24 protein-coding genes are annotated in these 26,825 nt (G+C 72.4%); 12 read left to right on the top strand and 12 right to left on the bottom strand.

What is annotated here, in order from left to right; translation table 11 throughout:
• Positions 1 to 4 precede the first annotated feature (4 nt).
• Positions 5 to 1,990, bottom strand: coding sequence for a glycoside hydrolase family 127 protein (locus DEI97_RS12805; protein ID WP_111074764.1), 1,986 nt, complete (start codon positions 1,988 to 1,990; stop codon positions 5 to 7).
• 166 nt (positions 1,991 to 2,156) lie between these two features.
• Between DEI97_RS12805 and DEI97_RS12800 the strand changes: the two genes are divergently transcribed.
• The 11 genes from DEI97_RS12800 to DEI97_RS12750 all read left to right on the top strand — a co-directional run bounded on the left by DEI97_RS12800 (position 2,157) and on the right by DEI97_RS12750 (position 15,486).
• Positions 2,157 to 3,155: a LacI family DNA-binding transcriptional regulator gene (locus tag DEI97_RS12800; protein WP_111074763.1), complete on the top strand. Its 999-nt coding sequence runs from the start codon at positions 2,157 to 2,159 to the stop codon at positions 3,153 to 3,155.
• Between the two features lie 113 nt (positions 3,156 to 3,268).
• On the top strand, positions 3,269 to 5,014 hold the full coding sequence (locus DEI97_RS12795) for a xylulokinase (RefSeq protein WP_111074762.1): 1,746 nt from the start codon (positions 3,269 to 3,271) through the stop codon (positions 5,012 to 5,014).
• Complete coding sequence (locus DEI97_RS12790) at positions 5,014 to 5,715, top strand: L-ribulose-5-phosphate 4-epimerase (protein WP_111074761.1); 702 nt, start codon at positions 5,014 to 5,016, stop codon at positions 5,713 to 5,715. The genes DEI97_RS12795 and DEI97_RS12790 overlap by 1 nt, the downstream gene beginning before the upstream one ends.
• Positions 5,712 to 7,253: an L-arabinose isomerase gene (gene araA, locus DEI97_RS12785; protein WP_111074760.1), complete on the top strand. Its 1,542-nt coding sequence runs from the start codon at positions 5,712 to 5,714 to the stop codon at positions 7,251 to 7,253. The genes DEI97_RS12790 and araA overlap by 4 nt, the downstream gene beginning before the upstream one ends.
• Positions 7,254 to 7,282: 29 nt before the next feature.
• Positions 7,283 to 8,560: a D-arabinono-1,4-lactone oxidase gene (locus tag DEI97_RS12780; protein ID WP_258376694.1), complete on the top strand. Its 1,278-nt coding sequence runs from the start codon at positions 7,283 to 7,285 to the stop codon at positions 8,558 to 8,560.
• A gap of 206 nt (positions 8,561 to 8,766) precedes the next feature.
• Positions 8,767 to 8,955, top strand: coding sequence for a hypothetical protein (locus tag DEI97_RS12775; protein ID WP_111074758.1), 189 nt, complete (start codon positions 8,767 to 8,769; stop codon positions 8,953 to 8,955).
• 124 nt (positions 8,956 to 9,079) lie between these two features.
• Positions 9,080 to 9,919 (top strand): cation-transporting ATPase, encoded by an 840-nt coding sequence (locus tag DEI97_RS12770; RefSeq protein ID WP_111074757.1) that lies wholly within the window; start codon positions 9,080 to 9,082, stop codon positions 9,917 to 9,919.
• Between the two features lie 185 nt (positions 9,920 to 10,104).
• Entirely contained in the window at positions 10,105 to 11,772 is a 1,668-nt protein-coding gene (locus DEI97_RS12765) for an ABC transporter substrate-binding protein (RefSeq protein WP_111074756.1), read from the top strand.
• On the top strand, positions 11,769 to 13,556 hold the full coding sequence (locus DEI97_RS12760) for a dipeptide ABC transporter ATP-binding protein (protein WP_111074755.1): 1,788 nt from the start codon (positions 11,769 to 11,771) through the stop codon (positions 13,554 to 13,556). The genes DEI97_RS12765 and DEI97_RS12760 overlap by 4 nt, the downstream gene beginning before the upstream one ends.
• Complete coding sequence (locus tag DEI97_RS12755) at positions 13,553 to 14,491, top strand: ABC transporter permease (RefSeq protein WP_111074754.1); 939 nt, start codon at positions 13,553 to 13,555, stop codon at positions 14,489 to 14,491. The genes DEI97_RS12760 and DEI97_RS12755 overlap by 4 nt, the downstream gene beginning before the upstream one ends.
• The gene (locus tag DEI97_RS12750) at positions 14,488 to 15,486 is read left to right on the top strand and encodes an ABC transporter permease (protein WP_111074753.1); all 999 of its coding nucleotides are present in this window, start codon (positions 14,488 to 14,490) and stop codon (positions 15,484 to 15,486) included. The genes DEI97_RS12755 and DEI97_RS12750 overlap by 4 nt, the downstream gene beginning before the upstream one ends.
• A 157-nt stretch (positions 15,487 to 15,643) precedes the next feature.
• Here DEI97_RS12750 and DEI97_RS12745 read toward each other — a convergent pair whose 3' ends face one another.
• On the bottom strand, positions 15,644 to 16,972 hold the full coding sequence (locus DEI97_RS12745) for a GNAT family N-acetyltransferase (protein ID WP_111074752.1): 1,329 nt from the start codon (positions 16,970 to 16,972) through the stop codon (positions 15,644 to 15,646).
• Between the two features lie 105 nt (positions 16,973 to 17,077).
• Between DEI97_RS12745 and DEI97_RS12740 the strand changes: the two genes are divergently transcribed.
• Complete coding sequence (locus DEI97_RS12740; protein ID WP_181439227.1) at positions 17,078 to 18,085, top strand: glycosyltransferase; 1,008 nt, start codon at positions 17,078 to 17,080, stop codon at positions 18,083 to 18,085.
• Between the two features lie 154 nt (positions 18,086 to 18,239).
• Here DEI97_RS12740 and DEI97_RS12735 read toward each other — a convergent pair whose 3' ends face one another.
• From DEI97_RS12735 to DEI97_RS12690, 10 genes are all read right to left on the bottom strand, one after another.
• The gene (locus DEI97_RS12735) at positions 18,240 to 19,784 is read right to left on the bottom strand and encodes a cryptochrome/photolyase family protein (protein WP_258376693.1); all 1,545 of its coding nucleotides are present in this window, start codon (positions 19,782 to 19,784) and stop codon (positions 18,240 to 18,242) included.
• Positions 19,785 to 19,826: 42 nt separating this feature from the next.
• On the bottom strand, positions 19,827 to 20,366 hold the full coding sequence (locus DEI97_RS12730) for a hypothetical protein (RefSeq protein WP_111074750.1): 540 nt from the start codon (positions 20,364 to 20,366) through the stop codon (positions 19,827 to 19,829).
• A 103-nt stretch (positions 20,367 to 20,469) separates the two neighbouring features.
• Positions 20,470 to 21,180 carry a signal peptidase I gene (locus DEI97_RS12725; protein ID WP_258376692.1) on the bottom strand — a complete coding sequence of 237 codons (711 nt, stop codon included), beginning with the start codon at positions 21,178 to 21,180 and terminating at the stop codon, positions 20,470 to 20,472.
• Complete coding sequence (locus tag DEI97_RS12720) at positions 21,177 to 22,058, bottom strand: hypothetical protein (RefSeq protein ID WP_111074749.1); 882 nt, start codon at positions 22,056 to 22,058, stop codon at positions 21,177 to 21,179. The genes DEI97_RS12725 and DEI97_RS12720 overlap by 4 nt, the downstream gene beginning before the upstream one ends.
• Positions 22,055 to 22,648 (bottom strand): TasA family protein, encoded by a 594-nt coding sequence (locus DEI97_RS12715; RefSeq protein ID WP_111074748.1) that lies wholly within the window; start codon positions 22,646 to 22,648, stop codon positions 22,055 to 22,057. The genes DEI97_RS12720 and DEI97_RS12715 overlap by 4 nt, the downstream gene beginning before the upstream one ends.
• 29 nt (positions 22,649 to 22,677) lie before the next feature.
• A complete protein-coding gene (locus tag DEI97_RS12710; protein ID WP_111074747.1) occupies positions 22,678 to 23,238 on the bottom strand; it encodes an alternate-type signal peptide domain-containing protein in 561 nt (186 codons plus the stop codon).
• 304 nt (positions 23,239 to 23,542) lie between these two features.
• Positions 23,543 to 24,280: a signal peptidase I gene (locus tag DEI97_RS12705; protein WP_258376691.1), complete on the bottom strand. Its 738-nt coding sequence runs from the start codon at positions 24,278 to 24,280 to the stop codon at positions 23,543 to 23,545.
• The gene (locus DEI97_RS12700; RefSeq protein ID WP_111074746.1) at positions 24,277 to 25,161 is read right to left on the bottom strand and encodes a hypothetical protein; all 885 of its coding nucleotides are present in this window, start codon (positions 25,159 to 25,161) and stop codon (positions 24,277 to 24,279) included. Before DEI97_RS12700 ends, DEI97_RS12705 begins: the two co-directional genes overlap by 4 nt.
• Positions 25,158 to 25,760, bottom strand: coding sequence for a TasA family protein (locus tag DEI97_RS12695; protein ID WP_111074745.1), 603 nt, complete (start codon positions 25,758 to 25,760; stop codon positions 25,158 to 25,160). Before DEI97_RS12695 ends, DEI97_RS12700 begins: the two co-directional genes overlap by 4 nt.
• Positions 25,761 to 25,909: 149 nt before the next feature.
• Positions 25,910 to 26,464 carry an alternate-type signal peptide domain-containing protein gene (locus tag DEI97_RS12690; protein WP_111074744.1) on the bottom strand — a complete coding sequence of 185 codons (555 nt, stop codon included), beginning with the start codon at positions 26,462 to 26,464 and terminating at the stop codon, positions 25,910 to 25,912.
• Positions 26,465 to 26,825: the final 361 nt, after the last annotated feature.

The raw sequence follows: 26,825 nt of genomic DNA, 5'->3' as shown, positions 1-26,825 counted from the left end.
GACGTCACCGTGCCAGCGGGAGCCAGACGCGCATCGGCGCGGCCCCTCGGTTCGCCCACGCGTAGTACGGGACGGCGGTCGCGGTGACCTCACGAGCTGCCGGGAGGCCCGTGGTCGCGTCCGCAGACCCGGCCACGTCGTCGACGCTGGTCGCCTCGCCCGCGCGATCCGTCCCTCCCGGCCCGTCCAGCCGCCGGTACGGCCACGCCGGCTGCACGTGCTCGGCCGGTGCGTGCCCCGGGACCCGTAGCGTGACGACCCCGTCGAGCAGGTCGTCGCGGTGCGCTTCGGTGATCGGCGCCGCCGGGTCCACCGTCAGGTCGTCGACCGTGAAGCCCTGCTGGTCCGCCTGCTCGACGGCGTAGACGAGCGGACCGCGTTCGATGGCGACCTGCCCGCGGGCGGCATCGATGCGGGCGTCGGCGACGTACCGGTGCGGCGTCGTGTCGAAGGTGAGCTCGACGGTGTCGCCGGCCGACCACTCGCGGTCGATGACGTGCAGCGTGCCGGCCGCCGGACTCGCCGAGCCGTCCGGACCGGTGACGGTCGTGGTGTCCGACCAGGCGGGGATCCGGAGTCCGAGGGCGAGTGGTCCGTCCTCGGTGACGGTGATGCGCACCCGGCCGTCGTGCGGGTACCCGGTCTCGACCTCGACGACGCCGAGCGAGGCGGTCGCGTACTGGTGGACCTGCAGCCCGCCGTCGGTCGCTGTCGCCAGGTAGCCGTCGAGGCTGGCGAAGGTGCGCATGATGTTCGGCGGGCAGCAGGCGCAGTCGAACCAGCCCCGACGGCCGTGGGCGGGGGAGCGGTTCTCGTCCTGGTGTGCGTGGTCGCGCTGCTGCAGCGGGTTGACGTAGAAGTACTCGGTGCCGCCGAGGCTCACGCCCGCCAGGAACGCGTTGTACAGCAGGCGCTCGATCGCGTCGGCGTAGACCGGCTTGCCGGTCGCGAGCAGCAGGCGCCAGGCCCACTGCACCCCGCCGATGGCCGCGCAGGTCTCGGCGTAGCCGCGGTCGGTCGGCAGCTCGTACGGGTCGCCGAACGCCTCCCAGTCCCAGCGGGCGCCGAGGCCACCCGTGATGAACGCCTTCGTCGCCATCATGTCCGCGAACTGTCGCTCGCTCGCGGCGAGGAGCTCGGTGTCGCCGGTCTCGATCGCGACGTCGACCGCACCGGCCGCCAGGTACACGGCACGGACCGCGTGGCCCTCCACCGTCGTGGCCTGCCGGGTCGGCACCCGGTCGGAGAAGTACGTCGGCTCGCCGCCGGCCCGCTCGATGATGCCGTGCCCGCGGGCGTCGACGAACCAGTGCGCCAGGTCGAGGTAGGCGCGGGTGCCGGTCTCGCGGAACAGCTCGACCAGGCCCATCTCGACGACGGGGTGACCGTCGACGTCCACGGTCTGGCCGGGGCCGTCGCCGAACGTGCGGACCAGGTGGTCGGCGTTCCGGATCGCGACCTGGAGCAGCGCGTCGTCCCCGGTGGCACGGTGCTGGGCCACGGCCGCCTGGTACAGGTGCCCGGCGCAGTACATCTCGTGGCTCCACTTGAGGTCCGTGTACCGCTCGCCCTTCCCCCGGATCTGCTGCACGGAGTCGAGGTAGCCGTCGTCGGCCTGCGCCTGGGCGTACAGGGTGGTGACCTCGCGCTGCAGCGCCAGCAGGTCGTCCGACGGGGCGCGGCCGTACTCCCACGCCACTGCCTCGAGCCACTTCGTCACGTCGGAGTCCATGAAGACCGGGCCGACCGCCTCGCCCTCCTCGAGCCCGGCGGCGATCCGGAGGTTCCGGAAGTTCCCGGCGGCCTCGAGCAGGGCGTGGGCTCCGCGGATCGCGTCGCGGCCGTTGCGCTGCTGTCGGAGCGCCCAGAAGCCCCCGGTGATCCGGGCGTCCCCGGTGGGCAGCGGCCGGAGCGTCAGGCGCGCCTCGGCGGTCGGGAGGACCGGGGTCGCGGTGTGCTCGCCGCGGTCGGTCGCGAGCGTGGTGGTCATGTCGCCTCCTTGCGATGTGACTGGTGCCGTCCGGACTGCATCGTCGCGGGACGGAAAACGCTTTCTGCGGTGGACGTTACGACACGGACGGGAGGCACGCAAGGGCTTCGTGCATCGGCTTGCGTATGATCATGCGAACGTCCAGAACCTCGGAAAGGTGGTTGCCGTGACGCTCGAACGCAACGGTCAGCCGATCCGGATCACCGACGTCGCCGCGCTCGCCGGGGTGTCGATCGGCACCGCGTCGAAGGCGCTCAACGGCACCGGACAGCTGCGTGACACCACCCGCCAGCGCGTGAAGGACGCCGCCGAGAAGCTCGGGTTCGTCGGCGACGCCCGGGCCCGCGCGCTGTCCTCGGGGCGGACCTACACGGTCGGCATGATCACCACCGACTCGTTCGGTCGGTTCTCGATCCCGGTGCTGCTCGGTGCCGAGGACGCCCTGTCCGCCGGACAGATGGCCGTGCTGCTCTGCGACACCCGCGACGACCACGTGCGCGAGGCCCACTACCTGCGCTCCCTGGCGGCCCGCGGCGTCGACGGCGTCATCGTGACCGGCCGTTCCGCCGACGCCCGGCCCCCGATCGACGTGTCGATGCCGGTCGTCTACGCCTTCACCCCCTCCACCGACGACGCCGACGTCTCGATCACCCTCGACGACGCGGCCGGTTCGGCGCTCGTGGCCGCACACGTCCGCTCACTCGGGCGCCAGCGGGTCGCCGTCGTCACCGGACCCGGACGGCACCGGTCCGCGGTGCGTCGGACGGACGGCGCGTCGTCGGTGCTCGGGTCGCACCTGGTCGCACCGCCGCTGTTCGGCGAGTGGTCCGAGCGCTGGGGGCGACAGGCCGTGGACGTCCTCGCGCGCCAGGCGCCCGACGTCGACGCGATCGTCTGCGGCAGCGACCAGATCGCCCGTGGCGTGTGCGACCGACTGCGGGAGACCGGACGGTCCGTACCCGGCGACGTCGCGGTGACCGGCTTCGACGACTGGGACGTGATGGCCCTGGCGAGTCGTCCGCCGCTGACCACGGTGGACCTGCGGCTCGAGGAGCTCGGCCGGGTCGCCGGGCAGGCGCTCCTGGCGCTGATCGACGGCGGGACGGCCGCGTCGGCATCGGTCACGCCCTCGCTCGTCATCCGCGAGAGCACCGTCGGCGCCTGACGCCGGCACCCTCCGGTGCGCTCGGCGGCGACACGGCCGGACGAGTTGTCCACGTGAGCGCTCACGCGCTACGGTGTGAGCGCTCACTCGACGGCGAGAGCAGGAGGCCCACCATGAGCGACGACCGGACCCGCGAGATCGCGGACGGCCGCACGACCCTCGGCATCGAACTCGGGTCGACCCGCATCAAGGCGTGTCTGGTGGGTGCGGACCTGACCGTCATCGCCTCCGGCAGCCACGAGTGGGAGAACGAGTTCGTCGACGGTCGCTGGACCTATCCGCTGGCAGCGGTCGAGACCGGCGTCCGCGCCGCGTACGCCGCACTGGTCGCCGACCTGCAGGCGCAGCACGGCACGGTGCCGACGACGTTCCGCGCCGTCGGGGTCTCGGCGATGATGCACGGCTACCTGCCCTTCGACGCTGACGGCGAGCTGCTCGTGCCCTTCCGCACCTGGCGCAACACCTCGACCGGCCCGGCAGCCGCGGCCCTGAGCGATGCGCTCGGCTTCAACATCCCGCTCCGCTGGTCGATCGCGCACCTGTACCAGGCCGTCCTCGACGACGAGCAGCACGTCGCGCAGACCACGGGCATCACGACGCTCGCCGGGTACGTGCACCGGCAGCTCACCGGGCAGGACGTCCTCGGTGTGGGGGACGCCTCGGGTGTGTTCCCGATCGACCCGGCCACCGGCGACTACGACGCCCGCATGCTCGACACCGCACAGGACCTCATCGGGCTCCCCGACCTCCGTGCACTCCTGCCCGAGGTCCGCGTCGCCGGCCAGGACGCCGGCCACCTGACCCCTGCGGGCGCCGCCTGGCTCGACCCCACCGGCACCCTGCAGCCCGGCGCCCCGCTCTGCCCGCCCGAGGGTGACGCCGGCACCGGCATGGTCGCCACGAACGCGGTCGCGCAGCGCACCGGCAACGTCAGCGTCGGCACGAGCATCTTCGCGATGGTCGTCCTCGAGCGCGCGCTGTCCACCCCGCACGAGGAACTCGACGTCGTCACCACCCCCGCCGGTGACGCCGTCGCGATGGTGCACTGCAACAACGGCGCCAGCGAGATCGGCAGCTGGGCGCGGGTCTTCGGCCGCTTCGCCGAGGCCGCCGGCAGCCCGACCGACGCCGACACCGTGTTCCGCACCCTGCTCGACGAGGCCGCCACCGCCGACCCCGACGCCGGCGGACTGCTCGCCGTCAACTACCTGGCCGGCGAACCCGTCACCGGTGTCGAGGACGGCCGACCGCTGCTCCTCCGCGCCCCCGACGCCCGGTTCACGCTCGGCAACCTGGTCCGCGCCGAACTCATGGGCGCGTTCGCGACGCTCGCCATCGGCATGGAGGTCCTGCACGCCGAGGGCGTCGCCGTCGACCGGATGACCGCACACGGCGGACTCTTCCGGACGCCCGGCCTGCCGCAGCGCCAGCTCGCCGCCGCACTCCGCGTGCCCGTCGCGCTCGAGGCCACCGCCAGCGAGGGCGGGGCGTGGGGCATCGCCGTCCTCGCTGCCTACCTGGAGCACGCGGCCGACACCTCGCTCGCCGAGTACCTCGACACGACCGTGTTCGGTTCGGCGGCGTCGGACGTCGTCGACCCGGAGCAGCGCGACGTCGACGGGTTCACGACGTACCTCGACCGGTTCCGGGCAGCGCTGCCGATCCAGGCGATCGCGGCGGGCGCGACCACGACGCCGGGCGCGACCACGACGCCGGGCGCGACCACGACGCCGGGCGCGACCACGACGCCGGGCGCGACCACGACGACCGGCGAGCCGACGACGGCAGCCGAGCCGAGCCTCCAGGCCGAACACGACAGCAGCGCCGACGCGCACCAGCAGGAACAGGACGTGAACTGATGACCGACGACACCACCAAGGCCGCCGTCGCCGCAGCGCGGGAGCGCGTGGCCCGACTGCACGGCGAACTCGTCCGCTACGGGCTGGTCATCTGGACCGGCGGCAACGTCTCCGAGCGCGTGCCCGGCACCGACCTGTTCGTCATCAAGCCGAGCGGCGTCGTCAGCGAGGACCTGACCCCCGAGAACCAGGTCGTCTGCACCCTCGACGGTGTGCCGGCCGAGGGCTGGGGCAACGCGCACGGTCCGTCCTCCGACACCGCCGCGCACGCCTTCGTGTACCGCAACATGCCCGAGGTGAACGGTGTCGTGCACACCCACTCCACCTACGCCACCGCCTGGGCCGCCCGCGCCGAGGAGATCCCCTGCGTGATCACCGCTATGGCCGACGAGTTCGGCGGCCCGATCCCGGTCGGCCCGTTCGCGATCATCGGCGACGACTCGATCGGCCAGGGCATCGTCGCGACGCTCAAGGACCACCGGTCCCGCGCCGTGCTCATGCAGAACCACGGCGTCTTCACCATCGGCAAGGACGCGAAGGACGCCGTCAAGGCCGCCGTGATGTGCGAGGACGTCGCCCGCACGGTCCACATCGCGAAGCAGGGCGGTGACCTCGTGCCGATCGCGCCCGAGGACGTCGACCGCCTCTTCGACCGATACCAGAACGTCTACGGACAGAACCCCGAAGGAGCCATGCGATGACGCAGGACACCCCCACCACGACGGACGCCGTCGACCCCCAGGCCACGCTCGAGCGCTACGAGGTCTGGTTCCTCACCGGCTCGCAGGGCCTCTACGGCGAGGAGACCCTCCGCCAGGTCGAGGAGCAGAGCCGCGCGGTGCACGAGTCGCTCGCCGGAGCACTGCCGGTCAAGCTCGTGTGGAAGCCCGTGCTCAAGGACGCCGACGGCATCCGCCGCGCCCTCATCGAGGCCAGCGCGGACGACAACGTCATCGGTGTCACGACGTGGATGCACACGTTCAGCCCCGCCAAGATGTGGATCGGCGGCCTCAACGCGCTGACCAAGCCGCTGCTGCACCTGCACACGCAGGCGAACGTCACGCTGCCCTGGGCGGACATCGACTTCGACTTCATGAACCTCAACCAGGCCGCGCACGGCGACCGCGAGTTCGGCTACGCCCTCGCCCGCATGGGCGTCCGGCACGCCACCGCCGTCGGCCACGTGAGCGACCCGCGCGTGCAGCAGCGCGTCGCCGACTGGACCCGCGCCGCCGCCGGTGCCGCAGCGATCCGCGAGCTCAAGCTCACGCGCTTCGGCGACAACATGCGCTACGTCGCCGTCACCGAGGGCGACAAGACCGAGGCCGAGATCGAGCTCGGCGTGCAGGTCAACACCTGGGCCGTCAACGAGCTGGCCGAGGCGGTGTCCGCCGCGCGTGAGCAGGACATCGACGCGCTCGTCGCCGTCTACGACGAGTCGTACGAGCTCGTCCCGAAACTGCAGGACGGTGGCGCGCGGCGCAGCTCGCTCCGCGACGGTGCCGCGATCGAACTCGGACTCCGCGCCCTGCTCGCCGAGAACGGGTCCGCCGCGTTCACCACGAACTTCGAGGACCTCGGCACGCTCAAGCAGCTGCCCGGCCTGGCCGTCCAGCGACTGATGGCCGACGGGTACGGCTTCGGCGCCGAGGGGGACTGGAAGACGGCCGTCCTGGTCCGCGCGATGAACGTCGCCGGCGCCGGACTGCCCGGTGGCGCCTCCCTGATGGAGGACTACACGTACGACCTCACCCCGGGCGCCGAGAAGATCCTGGGCGCGCACATGCTCGAGGTGTCGCCGACCCTGACCTCGTCGACCCCGACGCTCGAGATCCACCCGCTCGGCATCGGCGGCAAGGACGACCCGGTGCGCCTGGTCTTCACCGCCGACGCCGGCCCCGCGGTCGTCGCCGCCCTGAGCGACACCCGCGACGGCTTCCGCCTCACCGCGAACGTCGTCGAGGTCGTCCCGCCGACCGAGGCGCTGCCCAACCTGCCCGTCGGCCGCGCCGTCTGGGAGCCGCAGCCGTCGTTCCCCGTCTCGGCCGAGGCCTGGCTCAGCGCCGGCGCCGCCCACCACACCGTGATGACGACCGCCGTCGGCATCCAGGTGCTCGAGGACCTCGCCACCATGATCGGCACCGAGTTCCTGGTCATCGACGAGCACACCACGCTGCGCGGCTTCCGCGACGAGGTCCGCACGCAGCAGACCTGGCACCGGCTCGACCGGGGCTTCTGAGTCAGGTCGGGAGGCCTACCATGAGCGACGTGATCGACGACGACACCACCACTGCAGCCCACACCCGCACCAACTGGGCGGGGAACGTCACCTACTCGGCGAGCCACCTGGCAGAACCGACGACCGTGGCCGACCTCCAGCGGCTGGTCGCCTCGACCCCGCGCTTGACGGCGCTCGGGTCACGGCACTCGTTCAACACCATCGCCGACACCGACGCGGTGCAGGTGACGCTCACGGGCCTCCCGCCCGAACTCGACGTGGACTCCGACCGGCGCGTGGCACGTGTCGCTGCCGGCCTCACGCACGCCCAGGTCGCCGTCGGCCTGGAGGCCCGTGGCTGGGCCCTCGCGAACCTCGCGTCCCTGCCGCACATTTCCGTCGCCGGCGCCGTCGCGACCGGCACCCACGGATCCGGTGTCGGGAACGCGTCGCTCGCCCAGTCCGTCGTGGGACTCGAGATCGTCCGGGCCTCCGGCGACGTCGAGGTCGTCGGCGTGGACGACCCCCGGCTCGACGCACACCGGGTCGCCCTCGGCGCGCTCGGGGTCGTCGTCGCGGTGCACCTGGCCGTCGAACCGACGTACCGGGTCGCCCAGACCGTGCACACCGGGCTCGGCTGGGACGTCGTCGACGCGCAGTTCGAGTCGATCATGTCCGCGGGCTACAGCGTCAGCATGTTCACCGGCTACACGGACGACGGCATCCGGCAGATCTGGACCAAGCGGCGCGAGGACCGCGACGACGCCGTCATCGACCTCGCCGCCCTCGGTGCCGTGGCCGGTGCCGAACCGATCCACCCGGTGCCCGGCAGCGAGACCGCCGGTGTGACCGAACAGGGCGGCGTGCCCGGCCCCTGGCACGAGCGACTGCCGCACTTCCGGTCGTCGTTCACGCCCTCGGCGGGCGAGGAGATCCAGGCCGAGTACATGATCGACGCGAGCAACGCCGTGCCCGCGATCCAGGCGCTCCGGGAGATCGGGGACGCCATCGCCCCGGTGCTCTTCGTGTCCGAGATCCGTCGCATCGCCGCCGACGACGCCTGGCTCGCACCGAGCTCCGGGCGGGACTCGGTCGCGTTCCACTTCACGTTCCGCCGTCAGACCGAGGACGTGGCGGTCGCGCTGCCCCTCATCGAGAACGCCCTCGCGCCGTTCGGTCCCCGCCCGCACTGGGGCAAGGTCGCGGCGGCGAGCCCGGAGCGGCTACACCAGGTCTACCCGCAGCTCGGGGCGTTCTCGGCGCTGGCGCGGGACCTCGACCCGGAGGGGCGCTTCCGCAACCCGTTCCTGGACCGCGTGCTCGGCTAGGGTTGCTTCCCGAGTGCTGAACTCGGGGAACGGTGTCTTCCCCTGGCCCTCCACTCGGAGAGCGAACCGAAGCCCGGGACTGTTCGTGCAGTCCCGGGCTTCACTCGTTCGCTCCGAGCGCGGTCCGGCGGTTCCGCGCTCGACGGCCAGCCTACCGGCGTGATACACGTATTCCAGTGACATCATGGCTCGGAAGGCGCAAGGGCATGGACTTCATCGGATCGCACCTCGTGCCGTTCCTGGCGCTCGTCCTGCTCGGCACCGTCGGGCTCTGCGGCGCGTTCGCCTGGCAACTCACTGCGCCGCTCCGGCACCCGTACCGAGACGACGTCGGCGGCGTCGTCGGCGGCGGCGGCGTCGGACCGACGAAGCCGGAAGACGTCGACACGGAGTGACGATCATCAGGGGCGCGAGCGCAGGCGCGCCTCTCTCGCCGTTCACAGGGGATGTCGGGGGACTGCACCGCCGTTCCACCGGGTCGTCGCCGGGGCTGCCCATGTGTGGACGCAAAGGTAAGGCATGGCGAACCTGAACCGCATCCTCGGCATGGCCTCGAAGGTCATCGACAAGCAACTCCAGAAGCGCTCCGGCCAGCAGCCCGGGGGCGTGCAGCAGTACCGACAGCCGGCTCATCCTGGCGGGACCGATTGGCGGGGGCTGGTCCGGACGGCGGCGGACAAGCTGACCGGCGACGACCGCAGCACGCAACCGCACGCGGAGCCGCACGGGCAGCCCGCGCCGTCGCCGCACGGACGCCAGCAGCAGCCCCCGATCGGCCACCACCAGCCCCGGACCGGCGCACCGAGCGAGGCCGACCGCGTCGCGATCGCGAAGTACGACTACCTGCTGAAGACCGCGGACCCCGAGCGCCTCGAGCAGGCCCACCACGACGCCTTCGCCCGACTCACCCCGGGGCAGCGCCAGCAGGTCCTGCAGCGGCTCAACGCGGAACTGCCGCAGCACGACCAGGGGACCGATGCCTCCGCGGCAGGTCTAGCCCGGACTGCGACACGTGGCGAGACGAGCCGTCCGGGGACCATGCGCAAGGTGCTCGGCGGCGCCGCGATCGGCGGTGGTGCCCTGGCGGTCGGCGGCCTCGCGGTCGCGGTCGCCGGCGGCGCAGTCCTGAGCGCAGCCGCGGGACCGGTGCTCGCGCAGGCGGCGGACCTCGGCGTGGACTTCGAGGGCGTCGCGGCCGGCCTCGGCGACACGGTGGGTGGCGGCCTCGGTGACCTCGGCGGCAGTGTCGAGGGCGTGGCAGCGCAGGGGGAGCAGGCGCTCGGGGGCCTCGGCGAACAGGTCGGGAACCTCGGCGAGGGCTTCCAGTGGCCGGGGATCAGCGACTTCTTCGACCGCTAGGCCGCGTCCGCAAGACCCGACGGTCTCCAGATCGCGACCGCCGTTCGGGAATGGCGGGCGACGCCGACGACTTGGAGTGTTTCGTTGTGCGTCGTCCCGCACGCGCGGGATTCGGAACGGATCCGGGCGCGGTGCCAGGATGGACGCCGCCCACCCGGCACCCCCGAACAAGGAGACCCGTCGTCATGAGACGTCCGAAGCGCCTGACCATCACCGCGGCCGTCGCCGCCGCAGCGGCCCTGGTCCTCACGGGCTGCTCGGGCGGCAACGCCTCCGACGACGCCAGCGGCGGGACGGACAAGGGCGGCACGCTCAACATCCTCACGTCGCAGACCACGTTCCACCTCGACCCCGCGACGAGCCAGAGCCTCGGCATCACCTCGATGGGCCTCGTCGCCCGTCGCCTCACCACGTGGGACGTCGAGCCGGGCAAGACCGCGAAGGTCGTCCCGGACCTCGCCACGAACACCGGCGTCGCGAGCGACGACGGCAAGACCTGGACTTACACCCTGAAGGACGGCGTCGAGTTCCAGGACGGCACGCCGATCACCACGAAGGACATCAAGTGGGGGATCGAGCGCTCGTTCGCGCCGACCCTCTCCGGTGGTCTCAGCTACCACAAGTCCCTCCTGGTGGGCGGCAGCGACTACAAGGGGCCGTTCGAGGGCAAGAGCCTCGACAGCATCGAGACCCCGAACGACAAGACCATCGTCTTCAAGCTCAACGACGCGTACGGCGACTGGCCGTGGCTCGCGTCGATGCCGGCGTTCACCCCGGTCCCCGAGGGCCAGGGCACCGACACCGGTGCGTACGACCTCAAGCCGGTGGCGTCCGGCCCGTACCAGGTGCAGTCGAACCAGCAGGGCTCGCAGGTCACCCTGGTCCGCAACGAGGCCTGGTCCGCGAAGACGGACGAGGTGCGCACCGCCGGCCCCTCGAAGATCGTCTTCAAGGAGAGCCAGGACCCGTCCACGGTGACGCAGACGCTGATCGCGGACAACGGTGACGCGAAGAGCTCCTTCGGCGCGATCTACCTCGGTGCCGCCGAGCTCAACCAGGTCCGGAGCAACCCGTCCGCGCAGGACCGCCTCGCCACGTCGAAGGCCGGCCCGATCAGCTACATGGCGATCAACACGCAGCGTGGCGAACTGAAGGACCTCAAGGTCCGCCAGGCCCTGCAGTACGCGGTCGACCGCAAGTCGTTCCGCATCGCCGCGGGTGGAGCTCTCGCCGGCACCTACGCCTCGACGCTCATCACGCCGGGCATCGCCGGTCGCCAGGACTACGACCTCTACAAGACGAGCGCCACGGGTGACGTCGACAAGGCGAAGTCGCTGCTGAAGCAGGCCGGGGTGTCGAACCTCAAGCTGACGCTCGTCACGCAGAACGACCCGACCTACCTCGCGCAGGCGCAGGCGCTGCAGGCCGGTCTCAAGCGCGCCGGCATCACGGTCACGCTGAAGCCCCTCGACTACGACTCGTTCACGCAGGCCACCACGAACGGCACCGACTTCGACCTGTCGCTGTCGAGCTGGCAGCCGGACTTCCCGAGCGCGAACGCCAACCTGCAGCCCCTCTACGACTCGTCGCAGATCGGTGGCGGTGGCTACAACGTCTCGAAGTACAGCAACCCGGAGGTGGACGCCCTCATCGCGAAGGCCAGCGCCACGGTCGACCAGTCCGAGGCGCAGAAGACCTGGGCGCAGGCAGACAAGACGATCATGGCCGACGCCCCGGTCGTCCCGCTGATGTACGCGAAGCAGTCGTTCCTGGCCGGTTCGGACGTCGACAACTTCCAGATCGCCGACTTCCCGGCGTACCCGAACTACCTCAAGGTCTCGCTCAAGCAGTGACCGATCCCATCCTGCAGGTCCGGGGGCTCCGCGTCGCGTTCGGCGACGCGGAGCCCGTCGTCCGTGACGTCTCCTTCGACCTGACGCCCGGTCGTGTCCTGGCGCTCGTCGGCGAGTCCGGCTCCGGCAAGTCCGTCAGCGCGATGAGCGTGCTCGGACTCCTGCCACCGCAGGCGCGCGTCGAGGGCAGCGCCCGGTTCCGCGGCGAGGAGCTCGTCGGCGCACCCGTCGAGGAACTGCGCCAGGTGCGCGGCGCCGGCATCGGTGTGGTGTTCCAGGAGCCGATGAACTCGTTCACGCCGGTGCTGTCGATCGGGACCCAGATCGCCGAGGCGGTCCGGGCACACCCGACCGCCCTCGACCGCGCCGGGGTGTCCGCCCGGGTCGACGAGCTGCTCCGGTCCGCCGGCATCGCCGATCCGGCGCGGATCCGGAAGGCCTTCCCGCACGAGCTCTCGGGCGGACAGCTGCAGCGCGCGATGATCGCGATGGCCCTGGCCGGTGACCCGGTCGCGCTCATCGCCGACGAGCCGACGACGGCGCTCGACGTCACCGTGCAGGCGGGGATCCTCGACCTGCTCCGGAACCTGTGCCGCGACCGCGGGCTCGCGGTGCTGCTCATCACGCACGACATGGGCGTGGTGGCGGACGTCGCCGACGAGGTGCTCGTGATGCGTCGCGGTGACCCCGTCGAGCACGGCCCGGTCGTCGACCTGTTCGCGCGCCCGCAGGCCGAGTACACGCGAGCGCTCCTCGCCGCCGTGCCCGCTCTGGGCCCCCTCGTGCCGGTACCGCCGCGCCGCGGAGCTTGCGGAGCGGCGGGGCGGCCGAGCTCGCGGGGAGAGGCACGACCCGCCTCCGCCTCGGACGGCGCCTCGGCCGAGACTCGCGCTGAGCGACCGGACTCGCGTCCGACGGTCCGAGCCACGTCGCCCAGCGCGAGCGACGCGGACGACGCGGGGCGCGCCTCCCGGCCGCTGGTCGCGCGCCTGCGCGACGTCGGCGTGCGGTACTCGCGCCGTGGCGACCCGACCGTGTCGGGCATCGACCTCGAGCTGCACGCCGGCGAGACCCTGGGCCTCGTGGGGGAGTCCGGTTCGGGCAAGACCACGATCGGCCGCGCCCTGGCCGGCCTCGTCCCGGTGGTCGAGGGCACCGTGGACGTCGACGGGCAGGACCTCCGCACCGCCCGAGGCCGGCGTCTCCGTGACATCCGCAAGCGTGTCGGGATCGTGTTCCAGGACCCGGCCTCGTCGCTGAACCCGCGGCAGAGCATCGGCTGGAGCATCGCCGAGCCGCTGCTGGTGCACGAACCGAGCGCCGACCGACCGGCACGCGTCCGCGAACTGCTCGAGGCCGTGCAACTCGACCCGTCGTGGGCCGAGCGGTTCCCGCACCAGCTCTCCGGCGGCCAGCGGCAGCGTGTCGCCGTGGCCCGGGCGCTGGCGCTCCGGCCGGCACTGCTCATCGCCGACGAACCGACCTCGGCGCTCGACGTCACCGTGCAGGCCGCGGTGCTCGACCTGCTCCGTGACCTGCAGGACGAGTTCGGGTTCGGGTGTCTGCTCGTCAGCCACGACCTGGCCGTCGTCCGGCAGCTCGCCGACCGGGTCGCCGTGCTGCACCACGGCCGGATCGTCGAACACGGCACGACGCAGGCCGTCCTCGACGACCCTCAGGAGGACTACACACGCATGCTGCTCGCCGCCGCACCGGTCGCCGACCCGGCCCGACAGGCCGAACGCCGCCGTGCCTGGCGCGAGTGGGAAGGGGTGGTCGCATGACCGCGAACGTCGTCGACCGTCCGGTCCGTCCGACTCCGGGCTCCGGCACCGGCTTCCGCGCCGTCGTCGGACGCATCCGTCGTGACCGGTGGGCCGTGACCGCCGCGGTGGTCATCGCCGTGTTCGTCGTGGTCGCCCTCGCAGCGCCGCTCATCGCGCGGATCAGCGGGCAGGACCCCTACGGGTACCACGTGGGGGCCCTCAACGACTTCGGCGCACCCCGCGGTCCCCTGGGCGGGATGAGCGCCGAGCACTGGTTCGGTGTGGAGCCCCTGACCGGACGCGACCTCTTCGCGATCGTCACCTACGGTGCGCGGACCTCGCTCGGCATCGGGCTCGCCGCGACCGTGTTCTCGCTGGTCATCGGGGTGCTCGTCGGCGTCACGACCGGCTTCTTCGGCGGCTGGTACGACCGGGTGCTCAGCCGGGTCGTCGACGTGATGTTCGGGTTCCCGTCGCTGGTGTTCATGATCGCCCTGACCGCGATCGTGCCGACGTCGTTCCCGAAGCCCGTCCTGGTCGTCCTGGTCATCGGGTTCTTCGGGTGGCCGGCGGTCGCTCGTGTGATCCGCGGCCAGACGCTGTCGCTCCGCGAGCGGAACTACGTCGTGGCCTCGACCGCGATGGGCGCCGGGCGCTGGCACGTCATCCGGACCCAGCTCCTGCCGAACCTCGCCGCGACGATCACCGTCTACGCCACGATCTCGATCCCGTCGATGATCGGTGCCGAGGCCGCGCTGTCGTTCCTGGCCGTCGGCGTCACCCCGCCGACCCCCTCGTGGGGCCGCAGCATCGGCGACGCCGTCGGGTGGGTGCAGACCGACCCGATGTACCTCGTCTTCCCGGGAGCCGCCCTGTTCCTCGTCACCCTGGCGTTCAACGTGCTCGGCGACGCCCTCCGCGACGCCCTCGACCCGAGAGGAGGCAGCCGATGACCGCGCTCCGCTTCGTGTTGTTCCGGGTGCTCGGCGCCGTCGTCGTGCTGCTCGTCGTCGCCGCGATCACCTACGCCCTGTTCATGCTCCTGCCGACGAACCCGGCGCGGGCGATCTGCGACAAGCCCTGCACCCCGGACCGACTGGCGCAGGTGCAGGCGTTCCTCGGTACCGACAAGCCGTGGATCCTGCAGTTCACGGCGTACCTGGGCGGGATCTTCACCGGCCGCTCGTTCGGCAGCGGTGTCTCGGCCGTGCAGTGCGCCGCACCCTGCTTCGGCTACTCGTTCCAGCTGCACGAGAGCGTCACCACGCTCATCGTCGACCGGTTGCCCGTCACGGCGTCGATCGCGATCGGTGCGGCGCTGCTCTGGCTCGTCGCCGGTGTGCTGGGTGGGACCGCCTCGGCGCTCCGCCCGGGTTCGGCGCTCGACCGCACCGTGATGACCGTCGCGGTGGCGGGGGTGTCCTCGCCCGCGTACCTGATCGGGCTGCTGTCGATCCTGCTGTTCGGCTTCGTGCTCGGGATCCTGCCGACCAGCGGGTACGTGCCGCTGACCGAGGACCCGGTCGGATGGCTGACGCACCTGGTGCTGCCGTGGTGCGTGCTCGCGTTCATCAGCGCCGCGATCTACGCCCGACTGACCCGTGGCGAGATGCTCGAGGCGATGGGGCAGGACTTCGTCCGGACCGCCCGCGCGAAGGGCCTCCGCGAGCGCCAGGTCGTCGTGCGGCACGGGCTGCGGACGGCGATCCTGCCCGTGGTGACGCTGTTCGGGCTCGACCTCGGCACGCTGCTCGGTGGTGCTGTCATCACCGAGAAGGTGTTCTCGATGCAGGGCCTCGGGGCGCTGCTCATCGACGCGGTGCACACGCTGGACCTGCAGGTCGTCGTCGGGTTCACGGTCTTCTCGGCGTTCCTGGTCGTCACGGCGAACGTCGTCGTCGACCTGGTCTACGCCGTGGTCGACCCGCGGGTGCGCCGCCGGGCGTAGGGCGGGCCTCCCGTCCTGCCGTTCCGGCCCGCCCGCCCGCGGTGCCGGCCGGACCCGCACAACAGGAACCGGCCCGAACCACTGCATCCCGTGGTTCGGGCCGGTTCCTGTTGTGCGACGTCACGCGGCACCGTTGCCCGCGCGCGCCGCCGCGGCGTCAGAAGTACGTGATGCCGTGCGGGGTGCGGGGCGGGGTGAGCATCGCGCGGAGGAGCACCGGCGCCGCCGGGTCCGCCGCACGCAGCAGCCCCGCGGCCGCGAGCGTCACCGGCGAGACCGACCCGATCAACAGCGCCCCCAGGTCGGCGACGTCGAGCGCGACGTCGGAGCCGGCCACGTCGGCACCGGGTGCCAGGCGGGTGACGGAGCCACGGGCCTCCCGGACGTCGAGGCGGTACGTGCCGGACGCGTGGCCGAGCGAGTCGGTGACCGCGATCGTGAGCGAGCCGTCGGCCGCGTACGGGCGGGACTCGAGCACGGCGGCGACGTCGAGGACGCGCAGCCAGACGTGGTCCTCTTCGTGGTCGACGTCGTAGGAGCGCGCGTCCGCCAGCGCGGCGACGATCGGGTCGTCCAGGCGTGAGCGCTTGTAGACGACGACGTCGTTGAGGTCGATGGAGAGCAGGAACTCCCACAGCGACAGGTAGGCGGCGTCGGTCGTGTACACCAGGTCGACGATCTCGACGCGGGTGTCCTCGCCGGTCTTGCCCTCGACGACCCGCCAGGTGACGTAGCCGTCGACCTCGTCGGAGCCCTCGGGCCGGTGCACGGCGGCGCGGACGTCCTTCGCCTTCTGCCCGTCGGGGCCGAACTCGCCGAACACGATCGGCCAGGTGCCGGTGTTGCGGACCATCGAACCCGGGGTGCGGGCGTGGAAGCGAGCGAAGACGTCCGGGCCGACGCCGTCCGCCAGCCACTGTGTGGTGACCATCACGACGGTGCCGGTGGTCGGCGCGAGGAACGGCAGCGCCCGGTCGCGGCGGACGTGCACGGCCCGCTCGCGGATGGCGCAGCCGAAGCCGAACCGGCGGTAGATGGTGCCCTCGGAGGCGGTCAGCGACGCGACCGCGTAGCCCTCCGCCACCCCGCGCGAGAGCGCGTGCGTCATCATCCGGCGGAGGATCCCGCGACGACGTTCGGTCGGGCGGACGGTCACGGCGGACACGGCCTGCGTGCGGACGGCGGAACCGTCGCCCCAGCTGAGGTCCTTCGGGAACCAGGTGAACGTGCCGGCGGGCCAGGTCTCGTCCACGGACCCGGCTGCGGGTCGGTTGACGTAGACGCCGAGGAAGGTCTCCTGGTCGGCGATGAAGTGCGACGCCATGCGAGCGGCGCCCTCGTCGGACTCCGGAGGCTCGTGGAACCCGACACCGACGGCGTCCATCCAGGCGCGGGTGGTGGCGTCCGGCGCCCCCTGGTCGTCGGTCTGCGGGTGGAACTCGCGGAGGTCGTAGCGGTCGGTGGATTCGTCGTTGATCAGAGCCACGATCCGACCCTACCGGGCGGTCTCACGGCGTCTGCCGGGCTGCTGGGGACTCTGGACGCCTCAGAGCCCTTGTTCCTCGCCGTGACACACATCTACAATATGAGTATGAATTCTGTCATGTCGGTCGCCGCGGTGCTCACCACGCACAACAGTGGTTCGTTCATCACGGCGATGCTCGAGTCGATCCTGCAGCAGACCGTTCTCCCGGACGAGCTCGTGATCAGCGACGACGCTTCCACCGACGGGACGGCCGATCGTGTCCGAGCGTTCGTCGATGCCAACGCGCAGCGGCTGCGCGGGGTCCAGGTACAGGTGCTGGAGGGGACCGAGCGCCTGGGTGTGGCCGGCAACTACGGCCGAGCGCTGCGAGCCGCCAGCGCCGAGCTGGTGGCGATCGGCGACCACGACGACCTGTGGGAGCCTCGGCACATCGAGGTGATGCGGGACTGCTTCATGGAGGAACCCGATCTGCAGGTCGTCGCGAGCAACGCGATCGTGGTGGACGGAGCCGGGGCAGAGCTCGGTCTGACGATCCACGACTACATCGGCATCACGCCGACGGAGCGCGCCCAACTGTGTGGGTCCGAGCCGTACCGAGCCCTGGTCCGGCGCCCGCTGATGACCGGGCCGACCATGATGGTCCGTCGTCGCACGGCGGTGGCGAGTCTCCCCATCGACGAGGGCTTCTTCCAGGACGAGTGGCTCGCGTTCGCCTGCGCGGCCGTCGGCCGGGCACGGCTCCTCCCCGATGTCCTGACCCGGTACCGGCAGCATGCATCGAACACCCTCGGGGTTGCGATCCGCGGCCCGTTCGGCGCCAAGGTGGACAAGATCGCGGCGCTCACCCGTTCTCGCCGGCGGGCGAACCGCGACGGCGTTGCGCGTGCTGAGCGGCGACTCCGCGGGCTCGAGCGCATGGGCCCCGCCGTGTCACCCCGCGTCCTCGCGCACGTCCGCGCGGACCTCGCTCACGAACGGTGGAGATGCGCGCTCCCGCGCCTCCGGGTCGCTCGTGTGCCTGCGGTGCTCGGTGCAGCCCGCGCCGGTCGGTACGGGGAGTTCGACCAGGGTCTGCGCGACGCACTTCGTGACGTCCTCGCGGCCCGGCACTGAGACACGGTCGGCACTGAGACACGGTCGGCACTGAGACAGGATCGGCGTGGGACCGTCGATCAGTCGAACTCGTCGGGGGGGGGGGGGCTGATGCGCAGGGTGCCCCGCTCGTCCCGTCTCCCCGTGGCTCGACGATCCGACCCGCCGGACGGTCTCACGGCGTCTGCCGGGCGGCCTCCTGCGCGACGACGGCCGCCAGGTCCGGCATCGCCCGCATCTGCTGCAACGGCCGGTGCATCCGCGGGTTCCGCCGGAGCGCCGGTTCCGCGCGTTCCAGGAACGCCCAGTACCCGGCGGTGAACGGGCAGGCGTCCTCGCCCAGGCGCGTGGTCGGGTCGAACCGGCAGCCGCCGCAGTGGTCCGTCATCCGGTCGATGTACCGTCCGCCGGCCGCGTACGGCTTCGTCGCGACCACGCCGCCGTCGGCGTGCTGCGACATCCCGATGACGTTCGCGGGCATCACCCAGTCGGTGCCGTCGACGAAGACGTCGGTGAACCACTCGGTCAGTTCGAGCGGGTCGTACCCCCGCTGCAGCGCCCAGTTGCCGAGGACCATGAGCCGCTGGATGTGGTGCAGCCAGCCGTGGTCGCGGACCCCGTCGAGGGCGACGGTCAGGCAGACCGCGTCGACCTCCGTCGCGTCCAGCTCCCGCCACCAGGCCGGGAGGCCCGTCCCCGCCGGGTGCGCCGGTCCGGCTCCGGAAGGTGGTCGCGCTGCGGCAGGTGGCCGCGCCCCGAGCGCTTCGACGTCCGCCCCGTAGTCGTCCCCGAGCCACCAGTAGAGGTGCCAGACGTAGTCCCGCCACCCGGCGACCTGCCGCACGAACCCCTCGACGCTGGCGAGCGGCGCCGCTCCCGAGGCGTGGGCCGCCAACGCCGCGTCGATCGCCTGCCGGGGGTCGAGCACGCCGAGGTTGAGCGGCACGCTGAGCAGCGAGTGCGCCATCGTCCAGTCGTTCGTCAGCACGGCGTCCTCGTACGGCCCGAAGTCGCCGAGCCGTACCGCGACGAAGTCGTCGAGCGCTGCCTGGGCCTCGTCGGGCGTCACCGCGAAGCGCCGCCGGTCGTCCCGTCCGACGAACTGCACGAGGCCGTCGCGCTCCCACCGGTCGAGGTCGGCCCGGACCTCGTCGTCGACCTCGTCCTCGGTCGGCCACCAGGGGTCGGGCAGCCCGAGGGTGGTCGCGCCCCGGGGCGGTGGCTGCCGGTTCTGTGCGTCGAGGCTGAACGCGCCACCGAGCGGGGCGTCGTTCGCCATCAGCCAGCCCTCGCGTCGCCGGACCCGTTCGTAGTGCGCCTCCATCAGGAACCGCCCACCCCGTTCGGCGGCCCAGCCGGCGAACTCGTCCTCGTCGGTGACGAACCCGCGGCTCGGCAGGATCGTGGTGCCGTGTCCCCAGTGCCGGACCTGGCCGCGCTGCACCCGGGACGGCGGGTCGATGACCTCCAGGTCGTCCTGCCCGACCAGGGCGTCCCGCAGGTGGTCGACCCGGACGTGCTCGGCGCGGTCGCCCAGGTCCCGCACCCGGTGTCGCAGCGCGCTGAGCCAGAGGTGCGCCTTCGTCCGGTGCACCGGGCGTGCGGTGAAGAACTCGCGGGCCTCGACGACCACCACCGGTCCGCCGTCGTCGAACGCCGGGCCGTACTGGCCGGGGAGCAGCAGGCGCCGCCGCACGGCTGCGGGGGCGGAGTCGGTCACCCGGCAGACGCTACGCGGCAGCGCTGACGGCGGCTCGTACCCCTAGTCCGTCGCACCCGGCGGTGGGTCGACGAGCAGCCCGACCCGGTCGGCGAGGTAGTCCGCCAGCGGGACGTCGGTGCCGGCGGTCGCGGACCAGCGGACGCGGGGTTCGTCGTCGCGGACGAACAGCGCCGTGTCGGCTCCGACGAGCGAGGCGTCGAGGGGGATCGGCGTCGCGCTGTGGTTCACGGTGTCCCCGGGCGCGAAGTGCCCCTTCGCTGCCGCCGCCCGGTAGGCCCGACGGACCTCGGCGGAGACGGAGACGAACTGGGAGCGCCCGGCCTCGGTCACGCGGGTGATCGCCCCGGTCGCCCAGACCTGGCCAGCGGTCTCGGGGGAGGACCCGAGCAGCAGCGCACCGACCCGCCACACCCGCCCGAGGGAGCGGATGGTCGGGTCCCGTCGGATGCCGAGCACGGGCTTGGGCTCGACGTACTCGCCGAGGGCCTCGTCACGGGCTCCGGCCGCGCCGAGCCGCGTCGCCGCGTCCGCGAGCAGCGTCCGCGCGCGCTGCACCCCGTCGGTCCGACCGTCCGTCACCCGCCAGAGCCTAGACCGACGCCGGCCGGGGTACGAACGCCTCTGGCGAGCACGTGCCGTACTCGTCCTTCCGGGACGCGCAGGCGGCGCTCGCCGAAGCGGGTCACCCGACGTGGGAGGCCGTGCCCACCTGCTGCTGAGGACGTCGCCGGGTGTGGTCCACACCACGCTCGCGACGACGAGCGCGGCGACGTCGACGGCGCACCGTCGACACCGTGCCGGTGACGATCATCACCACTCCGTACGCCAGGAGCAGTCCGGCGAGCACCGGCAGGAGCCAGGGCCGCGACCCGTTCACCACCTGGTTGACGGTCCCGAGCCACGGCAGGCTGTACCAGAGGGCACCACGGATCTGGGCGGGGATGACGGGCTCGGCGTCGACCGCGTCGTTCGCGTCGCCACGGAAGACGAACTGCCGGGTGCCGTCGGACGAGGACCTGATCGCGACGACGCGGTGCGTGACGACCTCGGGGCGGCCGGACTCGAGTTGGTAGGTGACGACGTCCCCGATCCGGACGTCCTCGGGCGCGACGGGTCGGACGACCACGAGGGTGCCGGGCGGCAGGGTCGGCTCCATCGACTGCGTGAGCACGGAGAGCGGGACGGACCCGGTGGCCTTCGGCAGGGCGACGAGGACGACCGCGAGGCCGGCGACCAGGAGCACCAGGCCCGTCGTGAGCCCGACACCGACCGCACGGAGGACCGCGAGTGCGCCGTTCCGGACCGGTGGGGCGGCCGGGCGGGCTGCGTGGCGGGCGCGGGGCGAGCCTCCCGGCCGGCGTCGCATCGACGGGCCCGAGGTCAGCGTGGTCATGCGCCGCACCGGATGGCGGGGCCGTCGTTCTGGGTGAAGAGCGTGATCGGGCCGTCCGCGACGACGTCGTCGGTCGGCTTCCCGGAGTCGTCGAGCACGCGCACGGTCACGGTCACGGTCCCGGCGTCGGGAGCGGCCGGTCGGACCTGGTCCGGCGCGAGGGTGATCTTGCCGAACCAGCCGAGCTGCTGGTCGCCGACCTGCACGCCGTCGACGAACGCGCCGTACGCCGTGGGCTTCGGGCGGTCGCCCTGGTCCCAGGTCAGCTCGATGAAGTTGCCGGCCTGGTCCGTGCACCCGAGTGCCGCGACCGTGTTGCCGGAGTTCAGGTAGAAGCCGCCCCAGACCGCCGACGACACCCAGCCGGCGTTCGTCGTCGTGAGGACGATGTGCATGTTGGTGGTCGCCGAGGCCGGGGCGCCGGCAGCGAGGGTCGATCGGATGCACCAGACCGCAGCAGCACGCGGTGCGAGGGACGAGGTCAGGCTCGGCAGCGACGCCCAGGTCCCGCTGACGGCTCCGGTACCGACGGCCGTGGCATCCGTGCAGTCGTCGGTCGTGGGTACGGGCCAGGCGACGACGTCGGTCGCCTGGGCGAGCGCCGTCGACCCCTCGGCGACGAGGGCGGTGGTCGCCGTGGTGCCGGGGATGTTGCCCGCGTTCGTGAGCGTCACCGGGCGCGTGATCGACGGGGACGCGGGTGTGGAGGTCGTCGTGAGCGCCTCCGTGCCGGAGATCGCCGCCGCGAGCGTGCCGTTCGTGGCGCTCGACGCCGCGGTCCCGGTCGCGGTCCACAGCGCCCAGGCGACCGACGAGCCGCCACCGACGAAGACGGCGACGAGGACGACGGCGAGCACGAGCCGGACACGCGCGGTCACGGTGCCACCTGCGTCCCGGTGATCGTGACGGTGAAGTCGGTGACCGCGCCGGACACCTTCTGCGGTGCGTCGGCGTCGAGCACCATCTCGAAGCACCCGGTGGCCGAGGCCCCGACGGGGAGCGTGTAGTACCCGCTGCCGGTGTCGAACGCGGCTGGTCGGGCGGCGTAGCCCCCGAGCCCGGCACGGCAGTCCGCAGCCCGGCCGACGGGTGCCAGGCGGAGGGTCAGTTCGTCGAGGACCGCGCTGTCCGGCACCGAGGCGTACGCGACGTGCAGTGTGGTCGTCTGCATCCGGATGCCGAGCGGTACCGTGCCGCTGTTCCGGACCGAGAAGGACCCCGTCGTGCTCCGTCCCGGCGCCAGCGGCGTCGCGTACATCGCCGTGAGGGGACTGACGACGAGCGTCGCCGTCCCGGACCGGACGATGGACGCCTGCGTGGATGCGGTGCCGTTCCAGAGCGCGTACGTGCTGCCACTGCCGACCACCGCGGTGGCGACGGCGAGCACGAGCCCGAGGCCGACCGGCCAGGCCCAGCGCAGACGACGGGGCGCGCGGTGGCGTCCCGTCGTCGGCGTGGTCCGGGTCATGTGCGTCCCCCTGGAGGCCGTGGTCCGGCTCAGGAACCCGTCGAGCCGATGGGGGTCTGCGTCAGCGTGAACGCGAGGGCACCGACGTCGACCGTGCCGCCCTGCCCGGTCGTCGCGGACTGCGGCAGGGTGATCGTGAACGTCACGAGGACGGTCGACGTCGCGGCCGAGGGCGTGACGGTGAAGACCGTCGGATCGGCGGTCTTCGTCAGGGCGGCGGTGGACGACGAGACGTCGAGGGTCTTCTGGGTCGCCGCGAGCAGGTCGGCGTCGCCGGTGATGCTCTGCGGCGCGTAGGTGAGCGTCGCGCTGAGGTCGTCGCCGGTCGCCCCGACCACGAGGGTCTGCGTGAACCGGTACGTGTTGCCCGGCACCATGAGCACCGATGCGGGGTCGATCGGGTTCGAGCGGCCGTTGGTGAGGTCGGTCCAGGCGCCGTCGCGGTTCGCCGTCAGGGTCAGGGTGCCGGAGCTCACGGCCGCGGCGGCGCTGCTGGCGCTTGCGTTCCAGAGGGCGAAGGAGCCTGCACCACCGAGGAGCAGGGCGACACCCGCGGCACTCGCGATGGTGCCGGTCACGATCTTGTGCATGGTTCTTGTCCGTTCCTGCGCTGGGCAGCGCTGTCGGCGTCTGGGGCGTTCGGGAGGGCCCGACGGGACGGTCGTCACCGACCTCCCCGGGTACGGGAGGGCGCGGCTGACCGGTGCCGGAGGACGACCCGTGTGCCCAGGAGTGAGGGATGCTCGGGCTAGGTCGTCCTGTCGTCGAACGTACCCGGGTCCCCCGAAGTGCGGACACGCCGACATCCGGTTGCATCTCCCCCAGAACGAGGGGGCCCCTGGGGGAGCCGGCTCGGCGACGTGGGCTCGGTGACGTCAGCCCCGTGACCTCAGGTCAGGGCGCGTCGGTGGTCGTCCGCTGCCGATGTCGACCGGTCGTGCGGCCCGCCTCGGCCGGCGCACGTCGAGCGGTCCGGCGGCGACGGACCGTCGACGCGACGCCCAGGGTGATCATCACCGCCGCGTAGCCGAGCAGGAGCGCTGCCGCGGTCGGGATCAGCCACGACCGGGACCCGTTCACGAACTGGTTGACCGTCCCGATCTCCGGCAGGCTGTACCAGACGGTCCCGCGGATCTGTGCGGGCAGGACCGGTCGGCTGTCGGCCACGGCGTTGTTGTCGCCCTTGGTGGTGAACGTCCGGCCACCGTCCGACGACGAGCTCACGGCGACGACCCGGTGCGTGACCACGGCTGCCTGGCCGGAGGTGATCTGGTACGTGACGACGTCACCGACCTCGATCCGGTCCGTGGCGACCGGCCGGACGACGACGAGGGTGCCCGGCGGCAGGGTCGGCTCCATCGACTGGGTGAGCACCGTCAGCGGCATCGACCCGGTGGCCTTCGGGATGACGATCAGGACGACGGCGAGCGCGGCGACGAGCAGCACCAGACCGGTGCTCAGCCCGAAGCCGACGGCGCGGAGCACCGAGACCAGCGCGCTGCGGTCGGCTGGCTGTGTCCCGGCTCGGCGGCTCCGCGAGCCGGTGCGCGGCGCACGTCCCTGCGAGGGGCGGGCCGGGTGGCGGCGCTGGTCCGGGCCTCCGGTCCGACGCCCCGCGAGGTGGGCGCTCACGATCCGCACCGCACGGCCGGACCGTTGTTCTGCGTGAACAGCGTGATGGTGCCGGTCCCCGCGTCGGTCGTCGTCGGGTTCCCGGCCGAGTCGAGGACGAAGACGTCGACCGTGACCGTGCCGCTGGTCGCGACGGAGGACGGGATCTGGCTCGGGGCGATGGTGACTCGACCGAAGTAGGACTGCTGGCGGTCGCCGATCTGGACCCCGTGGACGAACGCGCCGTACCAGGTGTCCATCGAGCGACCGGCGGCGTCCCAGGCCACGTCGACGTAGTTGCCGCCGTGGTCCGTGCAGACCAGGGCCGGTGCCGCTGCCGCGGTGGTCAGGGAGAACGTCCCGCGGACGGCGTTCGCCGTCCAGCTGGCGTTCGTCAGGGTCACGTCGAGGGCGACGTCGGCGCGTGCCGCGGCGGGGGCCGCCGTGCTGGCGGTCGACCGGATGCACCAGACGGTGCTGCCGCCGGCGCTGGTCTTCGACGTCAGGCTCGGCAGGGAGGCCCAGGTCCCGACGACCGCGCCGGACGCGACCGCGGTGCTCGCCGTGCAGGCGCCGGTCGACGCGACCTGCCAGGCGCGGACGTCGACGGCGCGGGCGAGGGCGGTCGAGCCGCCGGCGAGGACGGACGCGGTGGTGCTCACCGTGCCGGCGATCGTGCCGGTGTTCGTGACGGTGACGGGCGTCGTCGTGGTGGTGGTCGTCGACGAGAACGCGGTGGTCAGCGCGTCGGTGCCGCCGACCGTGACCGCGATGCGACCGACCGCGACGCTGGTGGTGGTCGACGCCGAGGCGGTCCAGAGTGCCCAGGCGGCGGAGGACCCGCCGCCGACGAAGGCCGCGACGAGCAGGACGGTGACGAGGAGTCGGAGGCGCGTGGTCACGAGGCCACCTGCGTCCCGGTCACCGTGAGGGTCACGGCCACCCCGGCTCCGGCCACGCTCTGCGGTGCGTCGGTGTCGAGGTCCATCTCGACGCAGCCGATCCGCCGACCGCCGGCCGGGACACTGCCGCTGTCGGTGCCCGAGTCGAACGCGGCGACCCGGCCGGAGGTGCCGGCGGTGCCCGCACGGCACGCGCTGGTCGACGTGACGACCGAGTAGCGCAGGGTGACCTCGCCGAGCACGGTGGTGCTCGCGGTGCTGGTGCCGGTGACCCGCGCGGACGTCGTGACGACCCGGGTGCTCAGCGGCACGGTGCCGGTGTTCGTGACGGTGAAGGTGCCGGTGCTCGCCGCTCCGGGTGCCAGGGGAGCGCCGCTCATCGTCAGCTGGCTGACCGTGAGGGTGGCGGTGCCCGAGCGGACGGTCGAGGACGAGGTGCTCGCGGCCTGGTTCCAGAGGGCGTAGGTGCTGCTGGTGCCGAGCAGTGCGGTGACGACGGCGACGACGACCGCCACGACGAGGGCGAGCACGGTGGGCCCCAGCCAGCGGTTCCGTCGGGGCGCGCGGTGGCGTCCCGAGGCCGTCGTGCTGGCGCTCATGCTCGTGTCCTCCTCGGGCGGTGCGGTCGTGCGGGTGCGTGTGGGGCGGCGCGTGCGACGGGTGCGCGCGATGGCGCGGGTGCGGCGTGCGGGCGGCGCGTGCGACGGGCGGGTCGTCAGCCCGTCGCACGCGGTCGGTCACCCGGGGGTCAGGACCCGATGGCGGTCTGCGTCAGGGTGAAGGCGAGTGCGCCGACGTTGACGGTGCCGCCCTGCCCGGTGGTCGCCGAGGACGGCAGGGCGATGGTGAAGACGACCTTGACGGTCGAGGTCGCGGTCGACGGGGACACGACGAACGTGTTGGCGGTGCCGCTGGCCGGGACGACCGAGGCGCTGGTAGACGTCACCGCGAGGGTCTTCGTCGTCGCGGCGATGAGTGCCTGGTCGCCGGTGATGCTCTGCTGCGCGTAGGTCAGGTTCGCCTTGAGGTCCTGACCCGTCGCACCGACGGTGAGGGTCTGCGTGAACTGGTACGTGTTGCCGGGGACCATCAGGACGGACGCCGGGTTGATCGTGGCGGAGCGGCCGTTCGTGATGTCGGTCCAGACACCGTCGTTGTTCGCGGTGAGGCTCAGCGTGCCGGCGCTGACGGCCGAGGCCGCGCTGCTGGCGCTCGCGTTCCAGAGCGCGAAGGACCCGGCCCCGCCGAGGAGGAGGGCGACGCCTGCTGCGCCGGCGATGGCTCCGGTGACGATCTTGTGCATGGGGTGGTTCCGTTCTGCGCCCCTGACGGGCGCGGTGAGGCCGTCGTCGGCGTTCGGGTGTGCTCGCGCACGGCGACGTGGTCGGTCCCGGGGTGAGCGGGACCGCAACCGAGGTGTGCGGGAGAGGGGCGGTCGCCGGGCTCCGAGGCGGGGGAAGTTGCTCGGGCGGGCCGGACTCGCTTGATGGTCAGAGCGTACGCGTCCCCCAAAATGAGGACAAGCACGGATCGGCCTCGGAGCACCCCCAGAACGGGGGTCGTCTCTCGTTCTCCGGACAGCCGTCGGAACGGGTCGGTGTGGCACAGCGGGCGGAATGCCCGCGAGGTCTGTGCAGTTGCATCGACCGGATCGAGGAGGTCAC

It is taken from the genome of Curtobacterium sp. MCLR17_032 (assembly GCF_003234795.2).
Classification (GTDB): domain Bacteria; phylum Actinomycetota; class Actinomycetes; order Actinomycetales; family Microbacteriaceae; genus Curtobacterium.
The sequence above is the reverse complement of the archived record's forward strand: the minus strand, read 5'-3'. Positions and strand labels throughout refer to the sequence as shown.